Origin of the sequence: Sphingomonas hankookensis, assembly GCF_022664465.1 — a bacterium.
In the GTDB taxonomy this organism is placed as follows: Bacteria; Pseudomonadota; Alphaproteobacteria; order Sphingomonadales; family Sphingomonadaceae; genus Sphingomonas; species Sphingomonas hankookensis.
Map to the genome: position 1 here is coordinate 212865 of NZ_JAKREV010000002.1, position 25308 is coordinate 238172.

22 protein-coding genes are annotated in these 25308 nt (G+C 66.8%); 3 read left to right on the forward strand and 19 right to left on the reverse strand.

The window, feature by feature from the left end:
• Window positions 1–4: 4 nt before the first annotated feature.
• The 14 genes from MF610_RS06360 to MF610_RS06425 form a co-directional block, all read right to left on the reverse strand.
• Complete coding sequence (locus MF610_RS06360; RefSeq protein WP_242194011.1) at window positions 5–1270, reverse strand: hypothetical protein; 1266 nt, start codon at window positions 1268–1270, stop codon at window positions 5–7.
• A gap of 62 nt (window positions 1271–1332) precedes the next feature.
• On the reverse strand, window positions 1333–1596 hold the full coding sequence (locus MF610_RS06365; RefSeq protein WP_242194013.1) for a hypothetical protein: 264 nt from the start codon (window positions 1594–1596) through the stop codon (window positions 1333–1335).
• Window positions 1597–1877: 281 nt separating this feature from the next.
• Window positions 1878–2765, reverse strand: a complete 888-nt coding sequence (locus tag MF610_RS06370; RefSeq protein WP_242194015.1) for a helix-turn-helix transcriptional regulator — start codon at window positions 2763–2765, stop codon at window positions 1878–1880.
• A 135-nt stretch (window positions 2766–2900) separates the two neighbouring features.
• Entirely contained in the window at window positions 2901–3779 is an 879-nt protein-coding gene (locus tag MF610_RS06375; protein ID WP_242195279.1) for an SDR family NAD(P)-dependent oxidoreductase, read from the reverse strand.
• Window positions 3780–3799: 20 nt separating this feature from the next.
• Window positions 3800–5341: an AMP-binding protein gene (locus MF610_RS06380; protein ID WP_242195282.1), complete on the reverse strand. Its 1542-nt coding sequence runs from the start codon at window positions 5339–5341 to the stop codon at window positions 3800–3802.
• A gap of 23 nt (window positions 5342–5364) precedes the next feature.
• Window positions 5365–6999, reverse strand: a complete 1635-nt coding sequence (locus tag MF610_RS06385) for a carboxylesterase/lipase family protein (RefSeq protein WP_242194017.1) — start codon at window positions 6997–6999, stop codon at window positions 5365–5367.
• Window positions 6996–8288 (reverse strand): spinster family MFS transporter, encoded by a 1293-nt coding sequence (locus MF610_RS06390; RefSeq protein ID WP_242194019.1) that lies wholly within the window; start codon window positions 8286–8288, stop codon window positions 6996–6998. The genes MF610_RS06385 and MF610_RS06390 overlap by 4 nt, the downstream gene beginning before the upstream one ends.
• Window positions 8289–8291: 3 nt before the next feature.
• The gene (locus MF610_RS06395; protein WP_242194021.1) at window positions 8292–10601 is read right to left on the reverse strand and encodes a TonB-dependent receptor; all 2310 of its coding nucleotides are present in this window, start codon (window positions 10599–10601) and stop codon (window positions 8292–8294) included.
• 213 nt (window positions 10602–10814) lie between these two features.
• Entirely contained in the window at window positions 10815–11540 is a 726-nt protein-coding gene (locus tag MF610_RS06400) for a TetR/AcrR family transcriptional regulator (protein WP_242194023.1), read from the reverse strand.
• 65 nt (window positions 11541–11605) lie between these two features.
• A complete protein-coding gene (locus MF610_RS06405) occupies window positions 11606–13258 on the reverse strand; it encodes a M28 family metallopeptidase (RefSeq protein WP_242194024.1) in 1653 nt (550 codons plus the stop codon).
• A gap of 89 nt (window positions 13259–13347) precedes the next feature.
• On the reverse strand, window positions 13348–13923 hold the full coding sequence (locus MF610_RS06410) for a class I SAM-dependent methyltransferase (protein WP_242194026.1): 576 nt from the start codon (window positions 13921–13923) through the stop codon (window positions 13348–13350).
• Window positions 13920–14555, reverse strand: a complete 636-nt coding sequence (locus MF610_RS06415; RefSeq protein ID WP_242194029.1) for a PIG-L deacetylase family protein — start codon at window positions 14553–14555, stop codon at window positions 13920–13922. The genes MF610_RS06410 and MF610_RS06415 overlap by 4 nt, the downstream gene beginning before the upstream one ends.
• Complete coding sequence (locus MF610_RS06420; protein WP_242195285.1) at window positions 14552–15502, reverse strand: acyl-CoA dehydrogenase; 951 nt, start codon at window positions 15500–15502, stop codon at window positions 14552–14554. The genes MF610_RS06415 and MF610_RS06420 overlap by 4 nt, the downstream gene beginning before the upstream one ends.
• Before the next feature lie 5 nt (window positions 15503–15507).
• Window positions 15508–16521: a glycosyltransferase family 2 protein gene (locus MF610_RS06425; protein ID WP_242194031.1), complete on the reverse strand. Its 1014-nt coding sequence runs from the start codon at window positions 16519–16521 to the stop codon at window positions 15508–15510.
• A 284-nt stretch (window positions 16522–16805) separates the two neighbouring features.
• On the opposite strand from MF610_RS06425, the gene MF610_RS06430 reads away from it, so the two are divergent.
• Window positions 16806–17264 (forward strand): tRNA (cytidine(34)-2'-O)-methyltransferase, encoded by a 459-nt coding sequence (locus MF610_RS06430; protein WP_242194033.1) that lies wholly within the window; start codon window positions 16806–16808, stop codon window positions 17262–17264.
• A gap of 77 nt (window positions 17265–17341) precedes the next feature.
• Here the strand turns inward: MF610_RS06430 and MF610_RS06435 are convergent, their stop codons facing one another.
• Window positions 17342–18667, reverse strand: a complete 1326-nt coding sequence (locus MF610_RS06435) for an oligogalacturonate lyase family protein (RefSeq protein ID WP_242194035.1) — start codon at window positions 18665–18667, stop codon at window positions 17342–17344.
• Between the two features lie 113 nt (window positions 18668–18780).
• Between MF610_RS06435 and MF610_RS06440 the strand changes: the two genes are divergently transcribed.
• On the forward strand, window positions 18781–20289 hold the full coding sequence (locus MF610_RS06440; RefSeq protein WP_242194037.1) for an MFS transporter: 1509 nt from the start codon (window positions 18781–18783) through the stop codon (window positions 20287–20289).
• Between the two features lie 89 nt (window positions 20290–20378).
• Here the strand turns inward: MF610_RS06440 and MF610_RS06445 are convergent, their stop codons facing one another.
• The 4 genes from MF610_RS06445 to rhmD form a co-directional block, all read right to left on the reverse strand.
• Complete coding sequence (locus tag MF610_RS06445; RefSeq protein WP_242194039.1) at window positions 20379–21278, reverse strand: amidohydrolase family protein; 900 nt, start codon at window positions 21276–21278, stop codon at window positions 20379–20381.
• 180 nt (window positions 21279–21458) lie between these two features.
• Complete coding sequence (locus MF610_RS06450) at window positions 21459–22202, reverse strand: SDR family NAD(P)-dependent oxidoreductase (RefSeq protein ID WP_242194041.1); 744 nt, start codon at window positions 22200–22202, stop codon at window positions 21459–21461.
• Window positions 22199–23053, reverse strand: a complete 855-nt coding sequence (locus MF610_RS06455) for a 2,4-didehydro-3-deoxy-L-rhamnonate hydrolase (protein WP_242194043.1) — start codon at window positions 23051–23053, stop codon at window positions 22199–22201. The genes MF610_RS06450 and MF610_RS06455 overlap by 4 nt, the downstream gene beginning before the upstream one ends.
• Before the next feature lie 10 nt (window positions 23054–23063).
• Entirely contained in the window at window positions 23064–24254 is a 1191-nt protein-coding gene (gene rhmD / locus MF610_RS06460) for an L-rhamnonate dehydratase (protein WP_242195288.1), read from the reverse strand.
• A gap of 201 nt (window positions 24255–24455) precedes the next feature.
• Here rhmD and MF610_RS06465 point away from each other — a divergent pair, with 201 nt between their 5' ends.
• The gene (locus tag MF610_RS06465; protein WP_242194046.1) at window positions 24456–25298 is read left to right on the forward strand and encodes an IclR family transcriptional regulator; all 843 of its coding nucleotides are present in this window, start codon (window positions 24456–24458) and stop codon (window positions 25296–25298) included.
• Window positions 25299–25308: the final 10 nt, after the last annotated feature.

The window sequence follows — 25308 nt, forward strand, 5'->3', positions numbered from 1 at the left end:
GCGTTCATCCTAAACCATGGCCACCGAACAGGTCCGGACCGTCATCGTGGCTTGCACCGTCGTGATCGCCCAGCAGCGGGGCGACCTCGCTGACGTCGCCGATCAGATCGTCGATCACGCTGGACGACGGTTCTTCCGGAGAAGCGGTGCCCGGCGCGATCACGTCGAACGCATCGGCATTCGCTACCATACCGACAAGGGTCTGGACCCCACCCTCCGGATCACTGCCGCCCAGCGCTTCGCCGGCAACGGCAGTAACTGCCTCCGCCGCCGGTTGCGCCACAAGGCCCGCAGGCTGGACAGCATCGACGATCGGGGCAGCGGCGGGCGCCGCAGCCGCCGTAACGGGGCTGACCGTTTCGGTTACGGCAGCGACCGCAGGTGCAGCGGCGTTCACTACCGGCGCCACAGCATCGACGACGGGATCGACTGCCGGGGTTACCGCAGCCACCACCGGCGCCGCAGTCTCCACCGTCGCGCCCAGCGCCGTTCCGACCGGTGCGGCGACGCCAGCGATGGTTGAGACTGCGGGCGCGGCAATCGCGGCAACACCCCCGGTCACCGGCGCAACGGTGTCCGCAACGTCTGCAACTACCGGGGTGACGCTGTCGGTTACCGGCGCGAGGACGGGATCGACCGCGTCCACGGCGTCGGCGACACCAGTAACGAGTGGATCGACCACATCGTCCGTCACCGGCATCGCGGCATCGGCAAGATCGCTCACCACGCCCGCGATCGGCGCAACCGTTGCGGTCAGCGTACCGATCTGTGGTACCAGCTGATCCAGCGTCGGCGCATCGAAGCCGCCGCCGGCTGGCGCCATCGGGTTGGGCGCCGCGTCGATCGTCGCGGCCGACGGCGTGGGAATAGAATGGGCGAGACCCAGCGCGGCGAGGCCGGCCATGACTAGTCCGCCGCTCGACACCGCTGTGGGAACGAGGTCGTCCAGCGTGGGGGCGGAACTGTCGGGGGTCGCCGCGGCGGGGAACGAGGACGTGGCAGCGCTCAAAAGGGCGCCTCCGTCGTCGTTGCGCGCGGCAGGAATTTCGTCGATCGAACCGGCCGGCGAGAAGGTCGCAGCAGCAGCGGTTGCGGGCGCCGCCTGCGCGGTGCCATTTCCGGCAGGGGCGGCGATGCTGACATGGCCGTTCACCGCCTGCTCGCGGGCAAAGGTCACGCCGGGGGTCGGCTGTCCGCCGAACAAGCTGAAATCGCCGGTGGCACCGCCCAGCAGTCGATTATCGGGGCGAAGCAGCAGATCGGCGATCATGATTCCCGTCCAGGCAAAGGAAAAGGGGCGGACAATAATGTCCGCCCCCGTTCGGAAAGGAATTACTCGGTCGTCTGGTCGTTCGAGCTGAACGAGTCGGTCACCGAGCTGAGCAGACCATCGGTCGACGTGTCGAGCCCGAGGCTGTTGTCATTCTGCTGTGCAGAGACGTTGCCATCCTCGTCCTCGTTGTAGCTCGACTGCGACGAACTGGCGTCGAGGCCCAGCGTCGTGTTCAGATCACCCACGACATCCGACGAGTCGGCTGCGCTGTTGCTGGTGCTCGATTCGTCGTTGCCGCCGAAGATGTTGGTCAGTCCAGCCATGATACGCTCCTATGGTTTCGATCGCGAAGATCGTCACGATCTTTGCGATCGTAGAAGTATAACCATCGCCGACCTTGCGCCGTTCCGGTACACTTTTGCCTCATCGCAACCATGTAGGACGATGTTTTCGCTAATACGCCATCGAAACGATCGTTGATTTACCGTTGATTGTTGCGTTGCAATGTAATCTAAATCTATTGCATTCTAACGCGGCAATCGGGACGTCGGGGCACCATGGCGGCGCGATCGGGCACCGTTCTGGGTCATTCAGGGACCGGATCTTACGGGATCACGCGATAGGCGGTGGGATCGACGCCGAATTTGGCGCGGAACGCCCGCGAAAAATAGGATCGGCTGACGAACCCGACGCTCGCCGCGACGGCCTTTACCGGCAGGCTGGTCGACCGGAGCAACGTCGCCGCCTCGCCCAGCCGCTGGCCGAGCACGAAGTCCATCGGCCCTGTGCCATAGGTCGCGGTAAAGTGGCGGGAAAAGGTCGACCGGCTCATGCCCGCCGCCTGCGCCAGCGAATCCACGCTATGGTCCGCGCCGGGGCTCGCCACGACCCGGGCGACCGCGCGCGCCAGCGGTGCGGTGGCGTCGGCACTCGCCAACAGGTTGCCGCTGCTTGCCGCGCGCACGGCATAGACGATGCACGCGCTCAGCATCGCTTCGGCCAGTGCCATGCTGCCGGCCAGCGGATCGGCGACTTCGTTGCGCAGCAGGGCCAGCGCCTGACGCGCGCAACGATCGGTCGCAAGCGTCAGGACCATTGGAGCGCTGAGCGTCGCCTGCGTCGTACCGCCGACCCGGCCCGCGGCGACGGTTACCGCCGCTTCGCCGTCGTGCCGGGCATCGGCGACCAGCCAGCCCTGGCGCCGCGCCGCGATGGCCGCACCATCGACGACCCGGTCGTGTCGTGCCGTACCGGCAGGCGATAGCTGTGTGGCCCAACCCGCCGGTACCAACACCAGCTGGCCCGACCGCGCGCGGGCATCGCCGCTATCGGAATGCAGCTTGAGCGTACCGCCAAGCACGAGGAAGGCGGCAACCCCGGCAACGGGCGGGGTGATCATCCGCACGCCGTTGCCGATCTCGCACAGGGTGAACCCCAACGCCCCGGCATCGATCGCACCCAGCAGCGCGGCGCGTGCCGGTTCGACGGACACGGTGGCAACGACAGCTGGCGGTGTGGCGATCAAGTGGTTCCAACCCCTTGCAAACACGCAAGCCTATGGAACCACCCGGGTTTTTACTCGGTTCCCCACCCGTACGCTGCGTACGGGCAGACGCGACCGGCTGGCTCAGGCAGCGGCGGCACGCTGCGCGCTGGCGACCTCGCGTTCTGCCTGGAAGAAGCCATAGGCGGGCACCGCCTCGCCCTCGCGGTCATCGATATCGGCCCAACGCTCGATCACCCGGTCGCCCGCGCCTTCGTCGTGACCAATATAGGTACCATTGGTCAGCGTGACGTTGGCGGTCGCGAAATGCCCGGCGCCGGCGCACAGGATCGCCCGCGTCGGCGCCTGTTCGCCGGTCAATGCCAGCAGGCCGTTGCTGACCAGCGCCGGGTCGAGCCGCGACAGGCTTTCATCGGGCAGCACACCATGCGTCATCGCCGTCGCGGCGGTCGGGGCCAGCGCGTTGACGCGGATGCCGTATTTCGCGCCCTCGATCGCCAGCGTCTGCATGAGGCCGACCAGCGCCATCTTGGCCGCGCCGTAATTGGCCTGCCCGAAATTGCCGTAGAGTCCGGACGACGACGTGGTCATCACGATCCGCCCATAGTGCCGCTCGCGCATCGGCTCCCACACCGCCTTCGAACAGATCGCCGCACCGATCAGGTGGACGTCGACCACCTTGCGGAAATCGTCGATCGTCATCTTGGCAAAGCTCTTGTCGCGCAGGATGCCGGCATTGTTGACGAGGATGTCGATCCGTCCCCACCGCGCCAGTACCGCCGCCACCCCGGCCTCGATCGCCGCTTCGTCGGTGACCGACGCGGGCAACGCCATCGCTTCGCCACCCGCCGCCTCGATCTCGCGCACGACCGTTTGCGCCTGTTCCGCCGAGACGTCGTTGACCACGATCCGCGCGCCGTGGCGGGCGAGGAACAGCGCGTGCGTCCGGCCCAGCCCGCCGCCCGATCCGGTGACGATCGCGACACGATCCTGAAGTTGCATCATCTCATCCTTGTTGAAAGTCATTGGCCATGCTCGGCACGCAGCCGCAGCTTGTCGATCTTGCCGGTGGCGGCCAGCGGCATCGCCGGCAGGCGCACCACCGCATCGGGAATCCACCACGGCGCCACCCGCCCGCGCAGCGCGCCCAGCAGCGCGTCGTCGCGAATGTCCTCCCCGTCGCGCAGCTCGACGACCAGGATCGGCCGCTCGCCCCATCTGACGTCGCTGCGCCCGATCACCGCCGCCATCGACACCTGCGGCAGCGCACCGACCACGCCTTCGATCTCCGCCGGATTGATCCATTCGCCGCCCGATTTGATCAGGTCCTTGGCCCGGCCGGTGATGGTCAGGTCGCCATCGCGACCGATCCGCGCCAGATCGCCGGTCGCGAACCATCCCGTCGCATCGGTTGCCGGTTCGACCTGCCCGAAATAGCGTTCGACCACCGCCGCACCGCGGACCCGCAAATGCCCCTCGACCTCGCGCTGTTCGGGAAGCGCTATGCCATCGGCATCGGTCAGCAACAGGTCGATGCCGATGGCTGGCCGCCCGGAGGACGACGCCTCGCGCTCCGCCATTCCGGGCGGGGCGAAGGTGCCGGCAGGCGACAGCTCGGTCATGCCCCAGCTGGTCTGCACCGTGACGCCCAGCCGCCGCTCCAGCCGTTCCATCAACGCGGGCGGCATCGGCGCCCCGCCGACGATGACGCGCTTCAGGCTCGGCACGTCGTCACCGGTCTGATCGAGATGCTCGACCAGCCCCAGCCACACCGTCGGCACGCCGACCGCGATCGTCACGCCTTCGACAGCGATCAACCGGGCAAGGTTCGCCCCGTCGGTCGCGCGTCCCGGCAGTACCAATGTCGCGCCGACCGCCGGCACCGCAAAGGGCAGTCCCCACGCATTGGCATGGAACATCGGCACCGCCGCCAGCACCCGGTCGGTGGCGGTAATCGCCATCACATCGGCCTGCAAACTGCGCAGCGTGTGCAGGAAGCAGGCGCGGTGAGTGTACGTCACGCCCTTGGGCCGCCCGGTCGTGCCCGACGTGAAACACAGCCCCGACGGCGTGCGCTCATCGAACCCGCCCCATGCCGCCGCCACGTCCGGTTCGACCAACGTGTCGAGCGTGTCGACCGCCGCCGCCCCGTCGATCGACAGCAGCATCGGCGGCACATCAAGCAACGCCAGCACGTCCTGCGCCAACGGGATCAGGTCGGCACTCGCCACCACGATCCGTGCCTGCGACTGCCCCAGCATGTCGGCCAGCTGCGCCGCCGTCAGCCGCGGGTTGAGCGTATGGCACGCCGCCCCGATCCCCATGATCGCATACCATGTCTCGACATGCGCCTGGCTGTTCCACGCCAGCGTCGCGACATGATCGCCGACGCCGATCCCTTGCGCGACCAGCGCCGCCGAAATCGCCCGCGCCCGCATTTCCAGATCAGCATAGCCGATCCGCTGCGTCGTGCCGTCGGGCGCGGCGGTGACCACCCCGGCGGTCGGATGCCATTTCCCGGCATGGGTCAGGAACCGGTCCAGCGTCAGCGCGAAATCCTGCATCGCGCCGGGTGTCGGGGCGTGGGTCACTGGCAGCCCCCCGCCTTGGCCAGCACCGGCGAAGCGACGCCGACATTCCAGTTCCACGGCTGATCGCCCGCCGCCCGCCGCCGACACGTCGCCGCCTCGTGCAGCGCATACATGTTGGGGAGCAGATAGGCGCCGGGACGCGGCTCGCCGGCAAACGCCATGTAATTTGCGCCGTCACCATAGGGTGCCCATGCCGGCGCGCGATCGGCACGCGGCACCCCGGTCTTCGCGAACGACGTCCAGTACCCGATCATCGCCGCCGACAGCGCGCGCTCGCGCGGGGTATCGGGAACCGCCGGCCAATAGGGCGGCATCTGTCGCGCGGTGCCGAAGACATAGGGGATTTCGGCGGCATGGAAGGCGTGCAGCCCGTTATCGTCCGCCGCCGGATAGCCATGGTCGAAATAATAGAGATAGGCGTTCTGCCCGACCGCCGTCTGGCGCAGCGCGAGCCGGGTCGACGTCCAGCCATACATCGCATCGCGCGTCGTCGCGAGCATCGACTCCGCCATCGTCTCGGCCGGGTACAGCTTCAGGAAGGTTGGGGCGAGGTCGCCATAGCGCGCCCGGATCGTCGCGACATAAGCTTGCGCGTCGGCAGGCGCCGGCGGCAACAGGAAGCGCAGCGACCGGATTTCACCGGCGTTGAACCCGGTCAGGATCGGCACCCGCGCCTGCTCGCCCCGATCGAACGTATCGACCAGTTGCCGGCGCAGCCACACGCCATCGACGCTGCCCCACGGGATATAGCCGGCTGCAGCCGCCTTCTGCACCAGCGTCGCCGCCGGCATCGCGCGCAAGGCAGCGAGGTCGATCGCTCCGGCAGCGGCGGCAACGCGCGTACCCTCTGCCTCCGCCGAGGGCGTACCGTTGGTGGTCGTCCGCAACTCAGGCGTCGAGATCATATAGGCGCTCTGGGCGATCGCCTTGTGGAACAGCCCGCGCGCCTGCGGCGATGCCATCAGGTACATCGTGCTGAGCGCACCCGCCGATTCCCCGGCCAGCGTCACCTTGGCAGGATCGCCCCCGAACCCGGCGATGTTGCGCTGGACCCAGCGCAGCGCCGCGACCTGATCCATCAGTCCGTAATTGCCCGAAATGCGCTGATCGTTCTCTGCGCTCAGCGCCGGATGGGCGAGATAGCCGAGCACGCCGAGGCGGTAGTTGATCGACACGACCACCAGCCCCTGTTCGGCGAGTTTCCGCCCGTCGAACATCGATTCATGGCCGTACCCCGCGATCAACGATCCGCCATGGACCCATACGAACACCGGATAGGTGCCGGGCTTGCGCGGGCGCCAGACATTGAGCGCGAGGCAGTCCTCGCTCATCCGGCGCGGCGGGTCGGCATAGATGCTGCCCATACGCGGCGCCGGCTGGACGCAGGCATCGGCGAACTCGGTCGCCTTGCGCACGTCGCGCCAGTCGGTGGCAGGCACCGGCGGCCTCCAGCGCAGGTCGCCGACCGGCGCCTGGGCGAAGGGGATACCACGAAACACATCGGTCTCGCCGAGGCGTACGCCCTCGACCTTGCCGACCGGCAGCGTCGCGACCGGACCGGGGGCGGCGATCGCCTGCCCATGGCCGGCCAGCACGGCCAGTGCCGCGCCGAATATCCAAGCACGGATCATTGCACGTCTCCGGTTTCCTTGGCGATCGCCCGGCCGAGCGCGAAGAACAGCAGCACGGCGACGGCGTAGAAGGGCAGCAGCGTGTAGAACGCCATCTGCAGCGGCCGGGCATAGCCCGCAGTCCCGAACCAGTCGCTCGCAGCACCCAGATAGGTCGGGCCCAGCCCCAGTCCGATCAGGTTCATCACCAGCAGCAGCAGCGCACCGGCCATCACCCGCTGCGCCGGCGCCACCGATTCCTGCACCAGCGCAACGGCGGGCGAGAGGTAGAAATAGTTCAGCCCCATCGGCAGGATGAGCAACAGCATCGCCAGCGGCCAGCCCGGCGCGGCAATGAAGCCGGCAAAGAACGGCGCGGCGACGATCAGCGCGAACGCAGGGATATAGGCATAGGCCCGCCGGTCGCGCGGCACGAAGCGGTCGACCATCCGCCCGGCGATGAAGATGCCGCCGCCCATCGATACCAGCACCAGCAGCGCGTACCAGATCGCGACCTCGTTCAACGTCATCCCCTTTTCCTCCATCAGGAACAGGGTGGTGAAATTGGCCGCGGCATAGGTGATGAACTGGTTGGCGCCGGTGGCGAGCGCGGTCAGCAGCAGCACGCGGCGCGTGAAGAACATGCGGAAGGTCGGCCAGAACGGCGCGCGCTCGACGACCGTGATAGTGGCTACGTCCAGCCCGCCGCGCTTGGGCTCGCGCACCGTCAGGAATACGATGACCGCGGTGGCGACGCCGACGATGCCCAGCACCATGAACGCGTCGCGCCAGCTATAGGCAGCGGCGATCGACGCACCGAACGCCACGCCCAGCGCGTTGCCGATCGGCGGCCCCAGATTGTAGAGACCCAGCGCCGTGCCGCGCGTGCCGGGGCGGAAATAGTCGGAGATGATCGCGTAGGATGGCGGCACGCCGCCCGCCTCGCCCACCCCGACCAGCATCCGCGCGCCCGCCAGCTGGCCGTAGTTGCCCGCCAGCCCGCAGGCGGCGGTCGCCGCACTCCACAGCGCGCAGGCAAACGCGACGACCCGCACCCGGTTGCTGCGATCGGCGAACCACGCGACCGGGATCGACAGCACGCAGTAGAACAGCGCGAAATACAGTCCGCTGATCAGCCCGATCTGGCCATGGGTCAGCCCCAGCTCGTCGCGGATCGGCTTCGCCAGGATCGCCAGCAACTGCCGGTCGAGGAAGTTCAGCACATAGACGAAGCACAATATGGCAAGGACGAACCACGCGCGGCGGCTCGTGGGCGGGGCGGCACCGGCCGCTGGCGCGATCGTCGCCATCGCTTAGATGCCCTTCGCCAGACGGATACCGATCGTGCGCGGGCGCAGCGTGCCGAACCGGCTAGCAAAGAACGCTTCGGGGTGGATGTACGTCACCGAATGATCGTCGGTCAGGTTCTCGACGTACAACTGCCCGAACCAGTCGCCATGGCGCAACCCGACGCTGGCGTTCAGGTTCACATATTCATCGGTTTCGCCAAAGGTCGGCAGGCGCGCGCGCGGATTGCCCGGCACGTTGGGGAACGAGCTGTTGAACGACCCGACATATTGCGCATTCACCGCGAAGTTGGCGTTCCAGTCGGGCTTCAGATCGAAGCCATAGGTGATCGACGACGATCCCTGCAACCGCGGCGCCGACAGCCGGTGGCCGATCACCGCACCCGAAATCGCGGCCTCTGCGGCGGTCAGTTCGGTGATCTTGGCATCGTTATAGGCGGCGTTCAGCCCCAGCACCAGGCCGGTGGTCGGAACAACCGCCATCTCGACCTCGAACCCCTTGCTGCGCGCCGCGCCAACATTGGTGGCAAACTGCACCGCATCCGAGATGCGATTGGCCTGCACCTGGATGTTGCTCCAGTCGATGACATAGGCGGCGGCGTTGATCGTCACCCGTCCGTCGAGCCACCGCCCCTTCGCGCCAACTTCATAACTTTTCAGGTCGTCCGACGACGCCCCGTCGGGGATCACTACGTCGGCCGGGTTGATCGTGCTGACCCGTCCGGCAAAGGCGTTGATGACCGGTCCGCGATAGCCGGTCGCGAAGGTCGCATAGGTCGTGATGTGGTCGACCGGCTTGAAGCTCGCGCTCAGCTTGTACGACGGCTTCGACCCGCGCGCCTCGCGCCCTTCCGCCGCCTGATACGGCGTCAGCGTCAACGGTCCGCGCCGCCCGGTCAGCGCCGCGACGAAATAGTCGCTGTTGTAGCCCCCCGCCTCGGTAAAGCCCTGCGCCGTGATCCGGCCATAGCGCAGGCCGCCGGTCAGCCAGAATTGAGGCGAGAAGCGATACGTCACCTCGCCGAACCCCGCCAGTTCGCGGTTGAACTGATGGGTATACTGCTTCTGATAATATTGATCGGGCAGCCCGGTGATCCCCCGCGCCTGCAGGAACGGCAACGACGAGCGGTAGAAGAAATCGACGTCGCGCCGACGGTCGAGATAGAAGCCGCCGACGACGAACTGCAACGGCCCCTCGAACGTCGAGGCAAGGCGCGTTTCCTGCACGAACACCTTGTCATAGGCATTCGCATCGAGCCCGAACGCGATCGCCCCGCCGAAGGTGTTGGCCAGATCGGCATAGAATTTCTGGTCGAAATCCGAATAGGTGCTCGAACTGGTCAGCCGCGCGAAATCGAAGTCGTAGTCGATCGTCGCGTTCAGGATGGTCTGCACGCCGGTAAAGCGGTCGGGCTGGTCCGACACGCGCTTTTCACGCCCCAGCGACGGGCTGGTCAGCGACGAATCCTTGGGATCGCTATTCTCGTACGACGCGAGCAGCCGCACCGACAGCCGGTCGGTCGGCCGTCCCAGCAGGATCACGCGCCCGCCATAGTCGATCAGCGTGTTCGAATTCTTCACGCCGGTCCCGACATTGTCGAGATAGCCTTCCTCGTCGCGATAGAAGCCGACCGCGCGCAGCGCGAGCTTGTCCTCGACGATCGGCACGTTGACCATCGCATTGTAGCGCTGGCGAAAGCTGTCCTTGCCGGTCAGTCCGAGGTCGACGACCGCCGCGGTATCGAAATTCCGGAGGTTCGGGCTCTTGGTCAGGATGCGCATCGCGCCCGACAGCGAACCCGATCCGAACAGCGTTCCCTGTGGCCCGCGCAGGAATTCGACGCGCTCGACGTCGAACAGGTTCGGATCGACCACCGTCGTATTGCCGATCGTCGAGACCGGCAGTTCGTCGATATAGACCGCGACCGTGCTCTGCAGGTTCGCGCCATAACCGTTGGTGGCGATGCCGCGCACGGTGAAGTTGTTGAAATTCTGGGTCGGGCGATTGAGCACCACACCCGGCGTCTCGCGTGCGATACCTTCGAAGCCGACGATCCCTTCGCGGGTCATCTCGCCCTGCTGGAACGCCGTGACGCTGATCGGCACGTCTTGGATGCGTTCTTCACGGCGGGTCGCGGTGACGACGATCTCGTCGGTCGGGCTCTCGGTCGCCCCACGGTCGCGGTGCGGCTCCTGCCCCGACTGGTCCGACGTCCGCTCGGCCGGCGGAGTCGCGACGTCCTGTGCAAAGGCCGACGATACCGACATCACCGCCAGCGCGCCGGCGCACACCGACGCAGAATAGGAAACCCGCATGCTCACTCTCCTGAGCGAAGCCGGCTGTTCGCGCCGGTCCTCGATCCCCGGATCATTGCAGGTTCCGGGGCGATGTCAACACTCACTATCGCGAGCGTTAGTATTATTTTCAGTTAGGGACAGGTGGTGGCGAGGATCGAAACCTCAACGTCACCGGACTTGATCCCAAGTCCCGCTTCTTCTTCCGACCGCCATGGAAAGCGGGACCCCGGATCAGGTCCGGAGTGACGACGACACGGGGGAAGAATCCGCGGCACCCCCTGCGCAGATCGACCGGAACCCGGCGGCCATGAACCGCGCCATCCGCTGCTTCACCGCGACGAAGTCCTCCGACCGGCACAGCCCGCCCGACAATTTGTCGATCCGCCCCGTCCGCGCCAGCGTCAGCATCAACGACCCGGTGACGAAGTGATAGCCCCAGAAAATGTCGGTCCGGCTGCATTCGGGCATCGCCCGCTGGAGAATATCGACCAGCCGCAACACGACCGGATCGAAATAATCGTCCATCATCTCGGCACCCCATTCGGGGGTATTCGCGACCTGTGCGCCCAATGCCGCATAGTTGCGCCACCCCTCCCCGCCCTGAATATACAGGTCGAGATCGGTGTCGAGGAACGCCTGCAACACCCCTTCGACGGTCGGCGCATCGCCCGCGGCGCGTTCATATTCCTCCAGCGCGCGCATCCGCGTCTCGCTGGTCACCACCGCGCGACGGGCGAAGACCTGATCGAACAGCTCCTTCTTGTCGCGGAAATAATAGCTCAGCAGCGTCCGGTGCACGCCGATCCGTGCTGCGACATCGGCCAGCGTCACGCCGTACAGCCCGTGTTTCGAGAACAGTTCCTCGGCGACGTCGAGAATCTGTTCGATCATCTCGGCGCGCTGTTCGGCCTTGCGCGAGGCGCGCTTGGTCGCGGCGGGGGTTTTGGCGGTCGTCACGCCTGCGTCCTGTCAGCAGCGACGATCCGTCGTCAAGAACCGATCGGATCGCCGCCGCTTCGCCCTCACCGCGGTTTGCGCTCGGATGCAGTCACGTCGCGCGCCGCACGGAACTCGCTGTCCGACGACCAGTTCGGCCAGACCGGCTGGTCGGCCAGCCGCCGCCCGACCGCGTACAGGATGCCCAGGTCGCTCGCCACGCTGCCGGTATCCCATTTCGGATCGTACTCGTCGGCGGGCTGGTGATATTTGTCGCGGGTATAGGCGTCGGCCAGCTGCTTGCCGCGCGCCGTGCCGCCGACGACCAGGTCTTGCCCGGCGTCATAGGACACCGCCGGCACGCCGCGCTTGGCGAAGGGGAAGTGGTCGGAACGGTAGAAGCTTCCCGCTTCGGGCTTCGGATCGGGGGTATAGCGGCGGCCCTGCGTGCCCGCCGCCTCGGTCAGCATCGTCAGCAGGTCGAGCTTGGCATTGCCCGAAATGCTGAAATCGCGCGTCCTGGCGGCGGCGAACGGCCCGTCCATGTTGATGACCCCGGCGGTGGTCGCGAGCGGCCGGAGCGGATTGGCGGCGTAATATTCGGAGCCCAGCAGCCCCTTTTCCTCCGCCGTCACCGCAAGGAACAGCACCGACCGGTCGGGCTTGGGACCCGCGCCATAGGCCCGCGCCAGTTCGAGCAACGCCGCCACTCCCGACGCATTGTCGAGCGCGCCGTTATAGATACGGTCGCCCTTCGCATCGGGCTGCCCGATGCCCAGATGGTCCCAATGCGCCGAATAGATCACCGTTTCGTCGGGATGGCGCGTGCCCGGCAGCACCCCGGCGACGTTGTACGAGGTGATCACCTGGCTGTTCACCGCATAGCGCGCGTCGAGTGTCGATTTGAGCGGCATCGGCCGGAAATCGGCCCGCCGCGCCGCCGCCTTCGCCTGTTCGAAATCCAGCCCCGACCGCTTGAACAGCTGCACGGCCAGATCGCGCTGGATCCAGCCCTCCATCGCCGGGTGCGACGCGGTCGGGTCGCCGCGCACGATGTCGAACATCGTGTTGGTGTTCGAATTCTTGACCGTGGCCCAGCCATAGGACGCCGGCGCGCTTTCGTGCACGATCAGGATGCCCGCCGCGCCCTGCCGCGCCGCTTCCTCGTACTTGTACGTCCAGCGGCCGTAATAGGTCATCGCCTTGCCGCCGAACTTCCCCTCGCCGCCTTCGAAATCGGGGTCGTTGATCAGCACGACCATGATCTTGCCGCGCAGGTCGACGCCCTTGAAATCGTCCCATTGCCGCTCGGGCGCGCGCACGCCGTAGCCGACGAAGACCAGCGGCGCATCCGCGATCGCGACCGACTTCTGCCCGTTGAGCGCCGCGCGGACCGCAATCTCGTTCCCCTGCGTCAGCGCCTGCGTCTTGCCCCCGGTCTTGAGCGACAGCGTCGGGGTGCCGACGATATCGGCCTTCAGCAACGGTACGTTCTGATACCAGCTGCCCTTGTCGCCCGCGGGCTGCAGTCCCGCCGCCTTCATCTGCTCGGCGATATAGGCGATGCTCTTTTCCTCGCCCGCCGTCGCCGGCCCGCGCCCTTCGAACGCATCACTCGACAGCGTCTGGATATCGCGCGAGATGCGTTTGACGTCGAAGGTCGGCGTGGCCGTCTGCGCCGACGCGGCGACCGCGGATACCGACAGCAACAGGGTCGACAGGAACAGGCGCTTCATCATCCGGGGCTCCGCATTGGTTTTCGCCAACCTGCCGCAGCCGGGGGCCGGCGGCAATGGCTGCAGGGGCGACGGTCCGTTTCGGCCCGGCGTCACATCCGGCGACACGTATCCACCCGCCAGCGCCGGTTCCGCCGAACCGTGCGGCACCGCCACTGGGCGCCGCTCTCGCCCAGAAACTTGCCGTGGAGCGGTTCGGCGTGCTGGGCGAAGTCGTGGAAATCGATGCGGTGATGCGCCAGCACCAGCACCCCGCCCGGCCGCAGCGCCGCTGCCACGTCCCGCGCGACCTGCCGCATGGCACGCGGCGACAGATAATAGAGCAGTTCCGCCACGACCACGACGTCGTAGCGCGCCCGCGGCAACCGGCCCGGTACCGCCAGCCGGATCGCCCGCGCCCGTGGCCGGTCCGCCAGCGCGCCCTGCACCAGCCGCGTGCCGTTCGCGGTCGCCTCGGTCGCGTCGAGCCGCAGCGCGCGCCCCGCCATCGCCACGCTGTTCGATCCGTTGCCCGCCGCCAGTTCCAGCACCCGCCCCCACGGCCCCGGCCCGATGCCGGTCAGGATCGCCTGCCGCTTGGCGGCTTCGTCACGGTCGTGGAAGGTGCGCCACGGATCGGGATCGGCGGCAAAGGTCGCCTCGAACCCGGCAAGGTCGATCGGCTTCATCGCCGCGCCTCGGCAAAGACTTCCTGCGGACGGCTGAACGCCGCGATCTGCCGCGCGGTCAGCGCGAAGCCCGCAGGGTCGTCGGTGATCCGCCCGGTCTGGGTACGATAGCTGCGGATCGCATGCCGTTTCATCAGCCGCTCCTGCCCGCTCAGCTGGATCGGTCGCGCGCCGGGCAGACGCTGTCCCGCCGGCCAGACCGGATAGGTCCGCCACCGCACGCCCGCCTGCCGCCGCGCCGCCGCCGCCGCGACGACGCGGTGGTCGGGATGGTCGTCCAGCAACGACGGGGTCAGCACCATCGCCGGGCGCGGCAAGCCCCGGACCGCTCGCGCGACCGCGCGATGCACCGCTCCGGCATGTTCGTACAGCGCGCCATCGGACAGGCCGAGGAAGCGCACATCCCCCGCCCCGATCCCGATCCTGCGCAACACCCGCCGGCTCTCGCGCTGCCGCTCGCGCACCAGTCGTCGCGTCGGCCAGCGCGCGCTGCCCCGATGCGATCCCGCCCCGTCGCTGACGATCATCACCCGCACCGTGACGCCGCGCCGCCGCAACCGCATCATCAGCGTGTGCGCGCCGATCGTCTCGTCGTCGGGATGCGGCGCGATCACCAGCAGCGCACGGATCACAGCGTCACCGTGAGCGTGCCGGCTGCCACCGCTGCGCCGACCTGCATCCGCTGCGCATCGGGGCCCGGCTGGCGCAGATAGACCGACAGGTCGGTGATCTTCGCAGCGAGCGGATGGTCGACGAACATCGCCGAGACCCCGACCGCCTCCTGCGCGACCAGCACCGCCTCGCCCCCCGCGGCATAGACCGCCGCGCGAGCGGCGGCGACCAACGGCAGTCGCGCCGACTCGTCACCGAACCATCCATCGGCGGCGCGTCGCACCGCATCGGCCGCCGCCATGCCCAGCGTGTACAGCCGCGCAAGCCGCCCCGCCTGATGCGGATCGTCGGCGCGGGCCGTCGCGACCAGATGATCGCGCGTCGCATCGACCAGTCCGGCGATCCCGCCTGCCTGCACCGCCGTGAAGCGCAACGCCCCGCCGCTGAACCACGGCTCGCGGATATAGTCGCCGGGCTGTCCGACATGGTCGCCGGGCGCGATCGCTTCGCCCGCCCAGCGCACCTGATGCGTATCCGACCGCTGCATGCCGACCACGCGCCAGAACGAACGATCGATCGCGGGCGGGGTGCGCGCCAGATCGAGCAGCAGCAACTGCCGCCCGCCCGCCACATCGACGCTGACCAGCGCATGGCTGAGGATGCCCGCGCCCGACGCGAAGCTCTTGCCCCCCGCCAGCCGCTCGCCCTCCAGCCGCAGCGGATCGCCGGGCAGGTCCGCATTCCACACGCCCAGCACCGCGCCGCGTAGGCGTTCGCGCTGCGCCGCGCTGCCATAGCGCGATACGATCTGCATCGCGTCGACATGCCCCTCGAACAGCCTCCCCAGCGGCAGGTCATCGCGCCCGACCGCGTACAGCGTCCGCAACAGGCGGAGCATTGCCACCGCATCCTGCGGGTCCGCCACCCCGTCCAGTTGTTCGCTGAGCGCTGCCAGCCGATCCCGCATCACGCTCACGCCGCCTTTCCAACGCTCGCGGTCAGCGCGCACAGCGTCGCCTCGGCAGTGAGGAACGGAACGTGGCGCATGCCGCCGGGCGGTACCGGCACGACCCGCATCGCAAACGCCTCCGCATTGGGGCAGTCGCGCGCCACCCCGATGACATGATCGAGCGTCAGGCCCAGCCGCGCCGCCAGCGGCTCGAACGCCTCGACCGCGAAACTCGCCCGCGCCAGCCCCTGCATCCGATATTGCCACAATTGGTCGGCGGGATGCGCGACGCCGACCCCGTCGAGCCCGCGCCGGTCGATCTCGTGCAGCACGGTCGCCAGCCCGCCCCGCGCGCGCCCGACCCGCCGGTCGGACGTGTGCACGATGCTCGCCGCATCGCGTCGCACCCGTAACCCGGCGCGTGCGGCATCGTCGACCAGCCGCGCATCCTCGCCACGCTCCACCGCCAGGAAGCCGCCGAGCGCCCGATAACTCGCCGCGCGCAGCCCCATATTCGCCCCGCTGGCATGATGATGGGGCCGCACCGCCTCCCACGGCACCGGGTCGACCTGCCGCCGCAGGGCAAACAACCGTGCGTAATACGCCTCGATCCGATCCTGTTCGGGCGCCCGGCCATGCCCGGCCCGCACCACATCGCCCGTCACCAGATCGGCACGCTCCAGCCCGGCGACCATCGCCATGATCCAGTCCTGTGCCGGCACGCTGTCCGCGTCGGTGCTCAGCAGGATCGCGCCCTGTCCCGCAGCATCGATCCCGTGCCGCATCGCGCGGTCGCGGGCGCGACCGGCGTTCGACGGTTCGCGATCGACCGAGGTCACGACCACCCGGTGCCGCGATCGCGCACGATAGATCGCGGCCAGCGCCGCGCTCGCATCCTCGCACCCGTCGAGCAACAGGCTGACGAAGACGGCCGTTTGCGCCGGGACGGTAAGCCGTTCCAGTGCATCGAACAATTGGGGCAGCCGCTTCGCTTCGTCGCGCGCCGGGATGCAAATCGCGATCGCGCCGCTACTCAAGCGCGCTTACCGCAACCGTCGATACCAATACTTCTCATCCCATTGCCCCCGTCCTGCGCGTGGAAAGCCCATCCCTGCACGATCGCGTAGACGCGACAACGAATGGCAACGTGTTCAGTTCAAGGGATTTTCGACAGCCGTTGCCGCGCGCTACGATCGCCGCTCGCCGCCTGCAGGAAGGACACCATCCGCCGGGTCGATATCGCCTGTCCCGACAGGATCATTCACAGCGAAGAGCCCGCGTTCCGCTTGCGCCGCCGTTCGCGACGCGCCAAGCACACGCGATGCGTATCGCGCTTTACGAACCGGAAATCGCCGGCAATGTCGGGGCCGTCCTGCGGCTGGGCGCCTGTCTGGGCGTTGCGGTCGACCTGATCGAGCCGCTGGGATTTGCGTGGGACGATCGTCGCGTGCGGCGGACGGCGATGGACTATATCGATCATGTTGCGGTGACGCGCCACGCCGATTTCGCCGCGTTCCGGGCCACCACCGGCACCGCGCGCACGATCCTGTTCACGACCAAGGCCACGCAATCGGCCTATGACTTTGCCTTTGCCGCCGACGACATATTGCTGTTCGGCAAGGAGAGCGCCGGCGTGCCGACCGACGTCGCTGCTGTATGCGATGTAGCGTTGAAGCTGCCAATCATGGCCGAGGTCCGCTCGATGAACCTCGCCACCGCCGCCGCCCTCGCGCTGGGCGAGGCGTTGCGACAGACGGGGTCGTTGCCAGGTCAGGGTTGATCGACATCCTATAAAGCCGAATGCAATGCAGGAGCGCGAGGCGCATTGCTTGCCACGCGTACCCCCGCACCTCTACGTCATCCCGCGGTCTTGGCCAGTTCGACCGCATAGATGTGCGTCGCGCCCTCGAAATTGCCGCGGAATACCGCCCATTTGCCGTCGGGGGTAAAGGTCATGTTGGGTTCGAGGCGATAGTCGTGACGGCGCATGTCGACCAGTTTCTCGACCTTCAGCGTCCCCGGCACGATCAGCCGGTCGGCATTCGCCGCATGGATATCGGCGACGTCGGGAATCGCCTGCGGCGTGAAGAGGTAGAGATATTTGCCGTCCGGGGCGTGCGCGACCATTTCGTTGTCGCCGCCGTCGCCGGAGAAGCGGCGGCCGTCGCGCAGCTGGTTGTAGTGGACCGACCATTGGTTGCGATCGACCTTGTACCAGTGCCGCCGCCCGGTCGCGAGGTCGACGCCGGCCAACCAGAACACCTCGCCGCGCGGGGTCTGCAGATCGTACCAGACGGTCTTGCCGTCCATCGAGAAGAACTCGTGCCCCGCGATCTCCATGTTCATCGTGCGGGTGTGGAGCAGGCGCTTGCCCGTACCGTCGGTGCGGATCGCCCAGATGCGGTCGACCTTGTGCCACGGCCCCTCGTGGCAATAGAGGATTTGCTGCGGATCGGTGGGTGAGAACTGGATATGGTTCAGCCAGTCGGTCGAGGCGGTGACGACGCGGCGCTGCCCGGTGCGCAGGTCGATGGTGAAGATCTCCATCGGTATCCCCGCCTCCAGCCGTTCGTTCAGCCGGCGCTCCTTCGCCTCGGCAAAGCTGTAGGGGGTGCCGTCGGCGCGGGTCGCGCGGTAATCGGCCTCGCCCGGTCCGACGACGCGGCCGGGCGTGTGGCGCTGGTCCTGCCGCGTGCCGTCGGGGCGGAGCGCCCCCTCGCCCAGCGCCACCTGTCCCAGCAGCAGCGTCTCGTCGGCGTTGATCGATCCGATCGACCCGCCCGGCACGTCGGCGACCTTGCGGCTGCGTCCGCTGTCGATGTCGACCGCGAAGACCGACGACGGCCCGCTGCCGTCGTTGCGCAGCTGCGTCGCGTAATAGGCGGTGCGGGTGCGGCGTCCGGTGAACAGCAGCGTGATCCCCTTCCCCGACACCAGCGGTTTCAGCTCCCAGCTCTTCAGGTCGACGGTGGCGATGCCGCCGGGGACGCTGACAACCATGCGATCGCCCTGCGGCGTATAGCTGTTCTGGTGGAAATACAGGCTTGTGCTGTCGGCCTGCGTGCTGATGCGGACCACGCGGTGGCCGGTCAGTTTGTCGACCCATTCCACCGTCGGACGCGCCAGCGACGGTGCGCTGCCGATTAGCACCGCCATCGCCGTCAAAAGGGTCGGTATCCGCATTGCAATCGTCCTCGACGCTTGTGGGTGTTCCACATAGTATGATATCGAACCACATATTGAGCATGACAGCCCGGCACGGACAAGCCCGGACGGTGCGAAAGGAGAGCGCAAGCGTGACATCCGCCCCGCCAGCCAAACGTCCCGTCCGGCTGATCAACTATCTCGCTTATGGTTCGAACGACGTGCTGGGCGCGGGGTCGATGGCGGTCATCTCCGGATGGGTGCTGATCTTCTACACCCAGTTCTGCGGGCTGACCGCCGGACAGGCGGCGATGATCTTCGCGGTCGCGCGTATCCTCGACGCGGTCGCATCGCCGTTGATCGGCTACATGTCCGATCATTTCGGCCATACCGCGCTTGGCCGGCGGTTCGGGCGGCGGCGGTTCTTCATCCTCGCGGCGATCCCGCTGCTTCCCAGCTTCGCGCTGATGTGGCTGCCGGGCATGTCGTTCTGGTATTATCTCGTCAGCTATGTCGGATTCGAGCTGGTCTACGCGATGGTCATCATCCCGTACGAGACGCTCGCCGCCGAAATGTCGTCGGATTACAAATCGAAGGCGAAGTTCGCCGGCTTCCGCATCCTGTTCGGACAGACCGCAGCGATCCTTGCCGGGTTCCTGCCGCTGTGGCTCATCAACTATCTCGGCCGCGACAGCGCATCGACCTTCTTCTACATGGGGCTGATCTTTGCCGCGCTGTTCATGGCGACCGCGGCGTTCCTGTATCGCTTCAGCTGGGAGCGCCCGTTGCCGGCGATGGTGGCGGGGCGGAACGGTGCCGGCGTCGGATCGGCATTTCGCGCCCTGTACCGCAACCTGTTCTCGACGATGCGCATCCGTGCGTTCCGGCTGCATCTCGGCATGTATCTGGGCGGCTATATCAGCCAGGATATCTTCAACGCCGCCTTCACCTTCTTCGTGATCTTCGCGCTGGCCGGCACGACCGCGATGGCGTCGGGGCTGCTCGGGACGATGTATATCGTGCAGTTCGTCGCGGTGGTCGTCGCGATCAACGTGGCGCTGCGCGCGTCGCCGGCCTTCGCCTACCGCGTGGCGGCGGTGCTGTTCGGACTCGGCGTGGTCGTGCTGCTGTCGCTGTGGAGCGGCGGCGTGACCGCGACCAGTCCGCTGATCTACCTCGCCATCGCGCTGGCTGGGCTGGGGCGCGGTGCGCTGAATTACATCCCGTGGGCGACCTATAACTACATGGCCGATGTCGACGAGATCGTGACCGGGCAGCGGCGCGAGGGGAGCTTTGCCGGGGTCATGACCTTCGTGCGCAAGGCGACGCAGGCAGCGGCGGTGGCTGGCGTGGGCCTGATCATCCAGGCGGGCGGCTTCGTCTCGGGCGCCACGACGCAGACGGCGCAGGCGGTGAACACGATCGCCGCATTGATGGGGATCGGGACGCTGGGCGTGCTGACGGCGGGCATCCTGGTGTCGCTGCGCTTCCGGCTCGACCCGACCACCCATGCGATCCTGATGGCCGAGATCGAACGGCTGCGCGCCTGCGATCCCGCCCCGCCCGAACCGCACAACAAGGCCGTAGTCGAGGATTTGTCGGGCTGGCGCTACGACCGGCTATGGGGCAACAACCCGGTGGCGGCGGCGAGCAGGGAGTAGGTCGCCCTCACTCCGGCTTCTTTTTCCCTCTCCCGCTGGGAGAGGGACGGAGGCGCACAGCGCCGGAAGGGTGAGGGTGATCCCGGACCTTAGAGCGTCAGGCCCAACCGATAAAGCCGGTTGGCATTCCCGGCGAACATCGCGCGGCGTTCGGCATCGGTAAAATCCGCGGTGATCGCATCATACGCGCTGAGCGTCGCGGCGAAGCTGCCGAACAGCCGGTCGGTCGGAAAGTCGCTGGCGACCATCGCCCGGTCGGTGCCGAACAGGTCGATTGCGGTCAGCACCAGTTCTCGCGCCTGTTCGAGCTCCCAGGGCCGGTGGGTGAAGCCGATCCCCGACAGCTTGATCGCGACATGGGGCAGCCTCGCGAGCGCGGCGAGGCCTTCGCGCCATTCGCCTTCCTCACCCGGAACGCACATGCCCATATGGTCGATCATCACCGGCGTTCCCGGATGACGTTCGATCAGGCGGGTAAGGCCGGGGAACTGGCCGGGATAGGCCTGCAGGTCGAAGCCCAGACCATATGCGGCCAGGCGGGCATACCCCCTGCCCCATGCCTCGTCCCGCGTCACGTCGCGCGGGGTATAAGTCCGGCGGGGGTCGGCGTGCCAGTTGACGATGTGGCGGATGCCGCGGACGTTCGGGTGCGCGGCATGGCGGCCAAGCAGCGTATCGACCTGCGGATCGGACAGGTCGGCGAAGGCGACGATCGCGTTCGGCATGCCGTCGCGGTCGGCCATCGCCTGTAGCCAGCGCGTTTCGTCGAGCGCGGCTTCGGGGGCGGCACCGGCATCGATATGCACGATACCGCGGACGTCCCATTCACCGGCGTCGGCGCGATAGTCGTCGAGGAGATAGGTGGTAGCGATCGGCTCGACCGAGCCGTTTGGGCCGTCATTGGCAAAGGGCGGCGTCAGCCACGGGTAGCGGATATGGTCGAGGTCCCACAGATGGACATGGGCGTCGATGAAGGGGAGTTTGGTCATCGTAATTACGTCCCATGCGTCCTGCCGCCCGTACCCCCTACCCGTTCGGTTCGAGAAGCTTCGAGCCTGTCGAGAAGCGTCTGTCGAGAACACCCTGTTTGAGGCACCCCTTCTCGACTACGGTTCTCGACAAGCTCGAACCTGCGCTCGAAGCAAACGGGTTTTGGGAGGGGGTAAACCTCAATACGTCGTCCGCCCCCCCGACGTGTCGAACACCGACCCCGTCGTGAAGCTGCATTCCTCGCTGGCCATGAAGCACACCATTGCCGCGCTTTCGTCGACTTCGCCCAGCCGCCCCATCGGGATCTTCGAACGCATGTAATCGACCTGGCTCTGCGGCAATTGCGCGAGGATCGGGCTTTCGAACGTCGCGGGGGTCAGCGCGTTGGCGATCACCCCCTTGCCGGCCAGTTCCTTGGCCAGCGACTTGGTGAAGCCGATCACCCCCGCCTTGGTCGCCGAATAGGCGCTGGCGTTGGGATTGCCTTCCTTGCCCGCGACCGAGGCGACGTTGACGATCCGGCCGTACCCGTTCGCCAGAAGATGCGGGACAACTGCGCGGTTGCAATAGAACAGCCCGTTCAGGTTGACGTTCACGACCTGCAGCCAACTGTCGATCGGAAACTCGTGCACCGGCACGGTCGCCCCGGTGATGCCGGCCGAACAGATCAGGACGTCGACCTTGCCCAACGCCTTCACGCTATCCTCGGCAGCGGCCGCGACCGCCGCTGCGTCGGATACGTCGAGGCGGACGCCGTGCAGCCCCTCACGCTGGCAGTTGTCCTCCAGCGCGGGGTTCATGTCCCACACCGATACCTGCCCGCCTTCTGCGACGATCCGCTCGGCGACGGCGAGGCCCAGCCCCGACGCGCCGCCGGTGATGATCGCGTTCCGTCCGGCGAACCGCCCCGAATAGGTGGTCATCCGAGCACCGCGTCGCCCAGGTTGCGCCATGCAACGACCTGCTGGTTCTGCTCACCCAGCCCGGCGATGCCCAGCTTCATGGTGTCGCCCGCCTTCAGGTAGATGGCGTTCGGCTTCTTGCCCTCACCGACGCCCGGCGGAGTCCCGGTGATCATCAGGTCGCCCGGATACAGCGTGATATATTCGCTGACATAGGAGATGAGTTCGGCGACGTCGAAGATCATGGTCTTCGTATTGCCGGTCTGCATCCGCTCGCCGTTTACGTCGAGGAACATGTCGAGGTCCTGATGGTCGCCCACCTCGTCCGGCGTGACCAGCCAAGGACCGACCGGGCAGAAGCTGTCATGGCCCTTGCCCTTCGACCACTGGCTGCCGCGCTGCTTCTGGTTGAAGCGTTCGGACACGTCGTTGGCGATCGCAAAGCCCGCGACATGCGAAAGCGCGTCCTCCTTCGACACGTAGCGCGCGGTCTTGCCGATCACGACGGCCAGTTCGACTTCCCAATCGGTATGGGTCGAATCCTTCGGGATCATCACCTCGTCATTGGGGCCGGTCAGCGACGACAGCGCCTTCATGAACATCATCGGTTCGGCCGGGACCGGCAGGTTCGATTCGGCGGCGTGGTCGGCATAGTTCAGCCCGATCGCGACGATCTTGCCGATACCCTTGACCGGCACGCCGTAGCGCTGTTCGCCCTGAACGGCGGGCAGGCTGTCCACATCGACGTTCAATCCGGCGATGCTGTCAACGGTGATGTCGTCGACCACGCCCGACAGGTCGCGGATCTGGCCGTTCGCATCGACGATGCCGGGCTTTTCATTGCCCTGGGTTCCGTAGCGGCAGAATTTCATGCGGTTTCTCTCAGTGTTCGAAGGGGCGGTGCATGGTCAGGTCGCGGTTCAGCTCGACCCCGAAGCCGGGCGCGTCGAGTTTGCTGGTCCGTATCCGGCCGTTCTCCGGAATCGGTTCGCCGATCAACTGCGGATGGAACATCGGCTGCACATGATCGGCCTCCGGCGCCATCATCAGATATTCGGCGAAGGGCGAATTGTGGCGGGTGACCACGAAGTGATAGCTGTAGACCGACGACCCGTGCGGCACGACCAACTTGCCGCGCGCATCGGCCAGCGCCGAAATCTTGAGCAATTCGGTGACGCCGCCGCACCAGCCGACATCGGGCTGGATGATGTCGCAACAATCCATCTCCAGCAACATACGGAAGCCCCAGCGGGTCGCTTCATGCTCCCCGGTGGTGACCAGCATCCCCTTGGGGGCATTGCGCTTCAGTTCGGCATAGCCCCAATAATCATCGGGGCTGACCGCCTCCTCGATCCATTTCAGGCCGTGTTCGTGCGCGGCATGGGCAAGACGCGTCGCATAATCGACGTCCAATGCCATCCAGCAATCCCACATCAGCCAGAAGTCCGGCCCGACGCGCGACCGCATCTCGGCGAGTTCGGCGATGTTCTTCCTGAGGCCCTCGACACCCTCGGCCGGGCCGTGGTGCAGCGGCATCTTGCCACCGATGAAGCCCATCTCCTTGGCTAGGTCGGGCCGCGCGCCGGTCGCGTAGAATTGCAGTTCGTCGCGCACCGCGCCGCCCAGCATCTGATACACCGGTTCGTCGCGCAGCTTGCCGAGCAGGTCCCACAGCGCGAGGTCAACGCCGGAAATGGCGTTCACCACCAATCCCTTGCGCCCATAATATTGGGTCGAGAAATACATCTGGTCCCAGATCTTCTCATATTCGGTCGGCGACCGGCCTTCGAGGAAGCGGGCAAGGTGCTTTTCGACGATGAAGCACGCCGGTTCGCCGCCCGTCGTGACCGCGAAGCCGATCGTGCCGTCCTCCGCCTCGATCTCGACGATCAGCGTGCCGAGCACGTTGATGCCGAAGCTCTGCCGCGACTGGCGATATTCGGGATAGCGGCTCATCGGCGTCGCGATGTGATCGTCGATCCAGTGATAGCCCTGCTGGTCGTGATAATCCGCCCCGCCGCCGCGCACGGTGAACGCGCGGACATGTTTGATCCTGGGAAGCGCCGCCTTCATTGCCACCACCTTACCTTTAGGCGGCCGGACCAGTGTCCGCCGCCGACTGTCGTCCGAAATCCCCATGGCCGCGTTCCATCATGTGGTATGGACCACGCGGCACAGGGTTTGAAACTGGTTGGAACCCCCGTGCGGGGAAAACCCGCGAACATCCGCTCCGACTGGTTTACTTTCTCACTTTATGGGATAGGATGCTACTAGATGAGACAGATACCGTCAAACGAAGAATCACCGGAAGGCACCGAACCAGAGGCCAAGGCTACGGCCAAGGTGCAGGGCAGCCAGACCCTCGTCCGCGGGCTCGATCTGCTCGACCAGGTGATCGACGGCCCGGTGAAGCTGGCCGAATTGTCGCAGCGCATGGGGCTGACGCGGTCGACCACCCACCGGCTGGCCAATGCATTGATCGATCGGGGTTTCCTGACCTTCCTGCCGCGCGAGGGCTATCTGCTGGGGCCCAAGCTGTTGCAGCTTGGCTTCCTAGCGCAAGGGCAGGCCGACATCGTCCAGATCGCGCGCCCGCGGATCGAGGAACTGGCGGCGCAGACCGAGGATACCGTCCATTTCGGTCGCCTCGACAGCAATCTGGCGCTGTATCTCGACAAGATTCCGGGGCGGCGGCGGGTCGATATCTCCAGCCGGATCGGCGATCGCCAACCGCTGTCGTCGACCGGCCTCGGCAAGGCGCTGCTGCTCGACGATCCCGAGGAACATTGGGTCGAGATTTTCGAGGCGGAGCATCCGCCGGGCACCCGCCGTCCCGACTTCGATACGTGGATGGAGCGTATGCGCGGCTATGTCGCGAACGGTCATGCGTACGATCTCGAAGAGAATGAGGATTTGATCCGCTGTGTCGCCGCGCCGGTGCGCGATGCGTCGGGCCGGATCGTCGGCGCGATCAGCGTGTCGAGCGCCGCGCAATATATGGACGACGCCCGGATGACGACGCTCAGCGTCGACGTCCGCAGCACCGCCGAACGGATCAGCCGCGATCTGGGCTGGTCCCCCGAAACACAGGCGCTGCAAAAACGCCGCAAACGATAGGGTCGAGGAC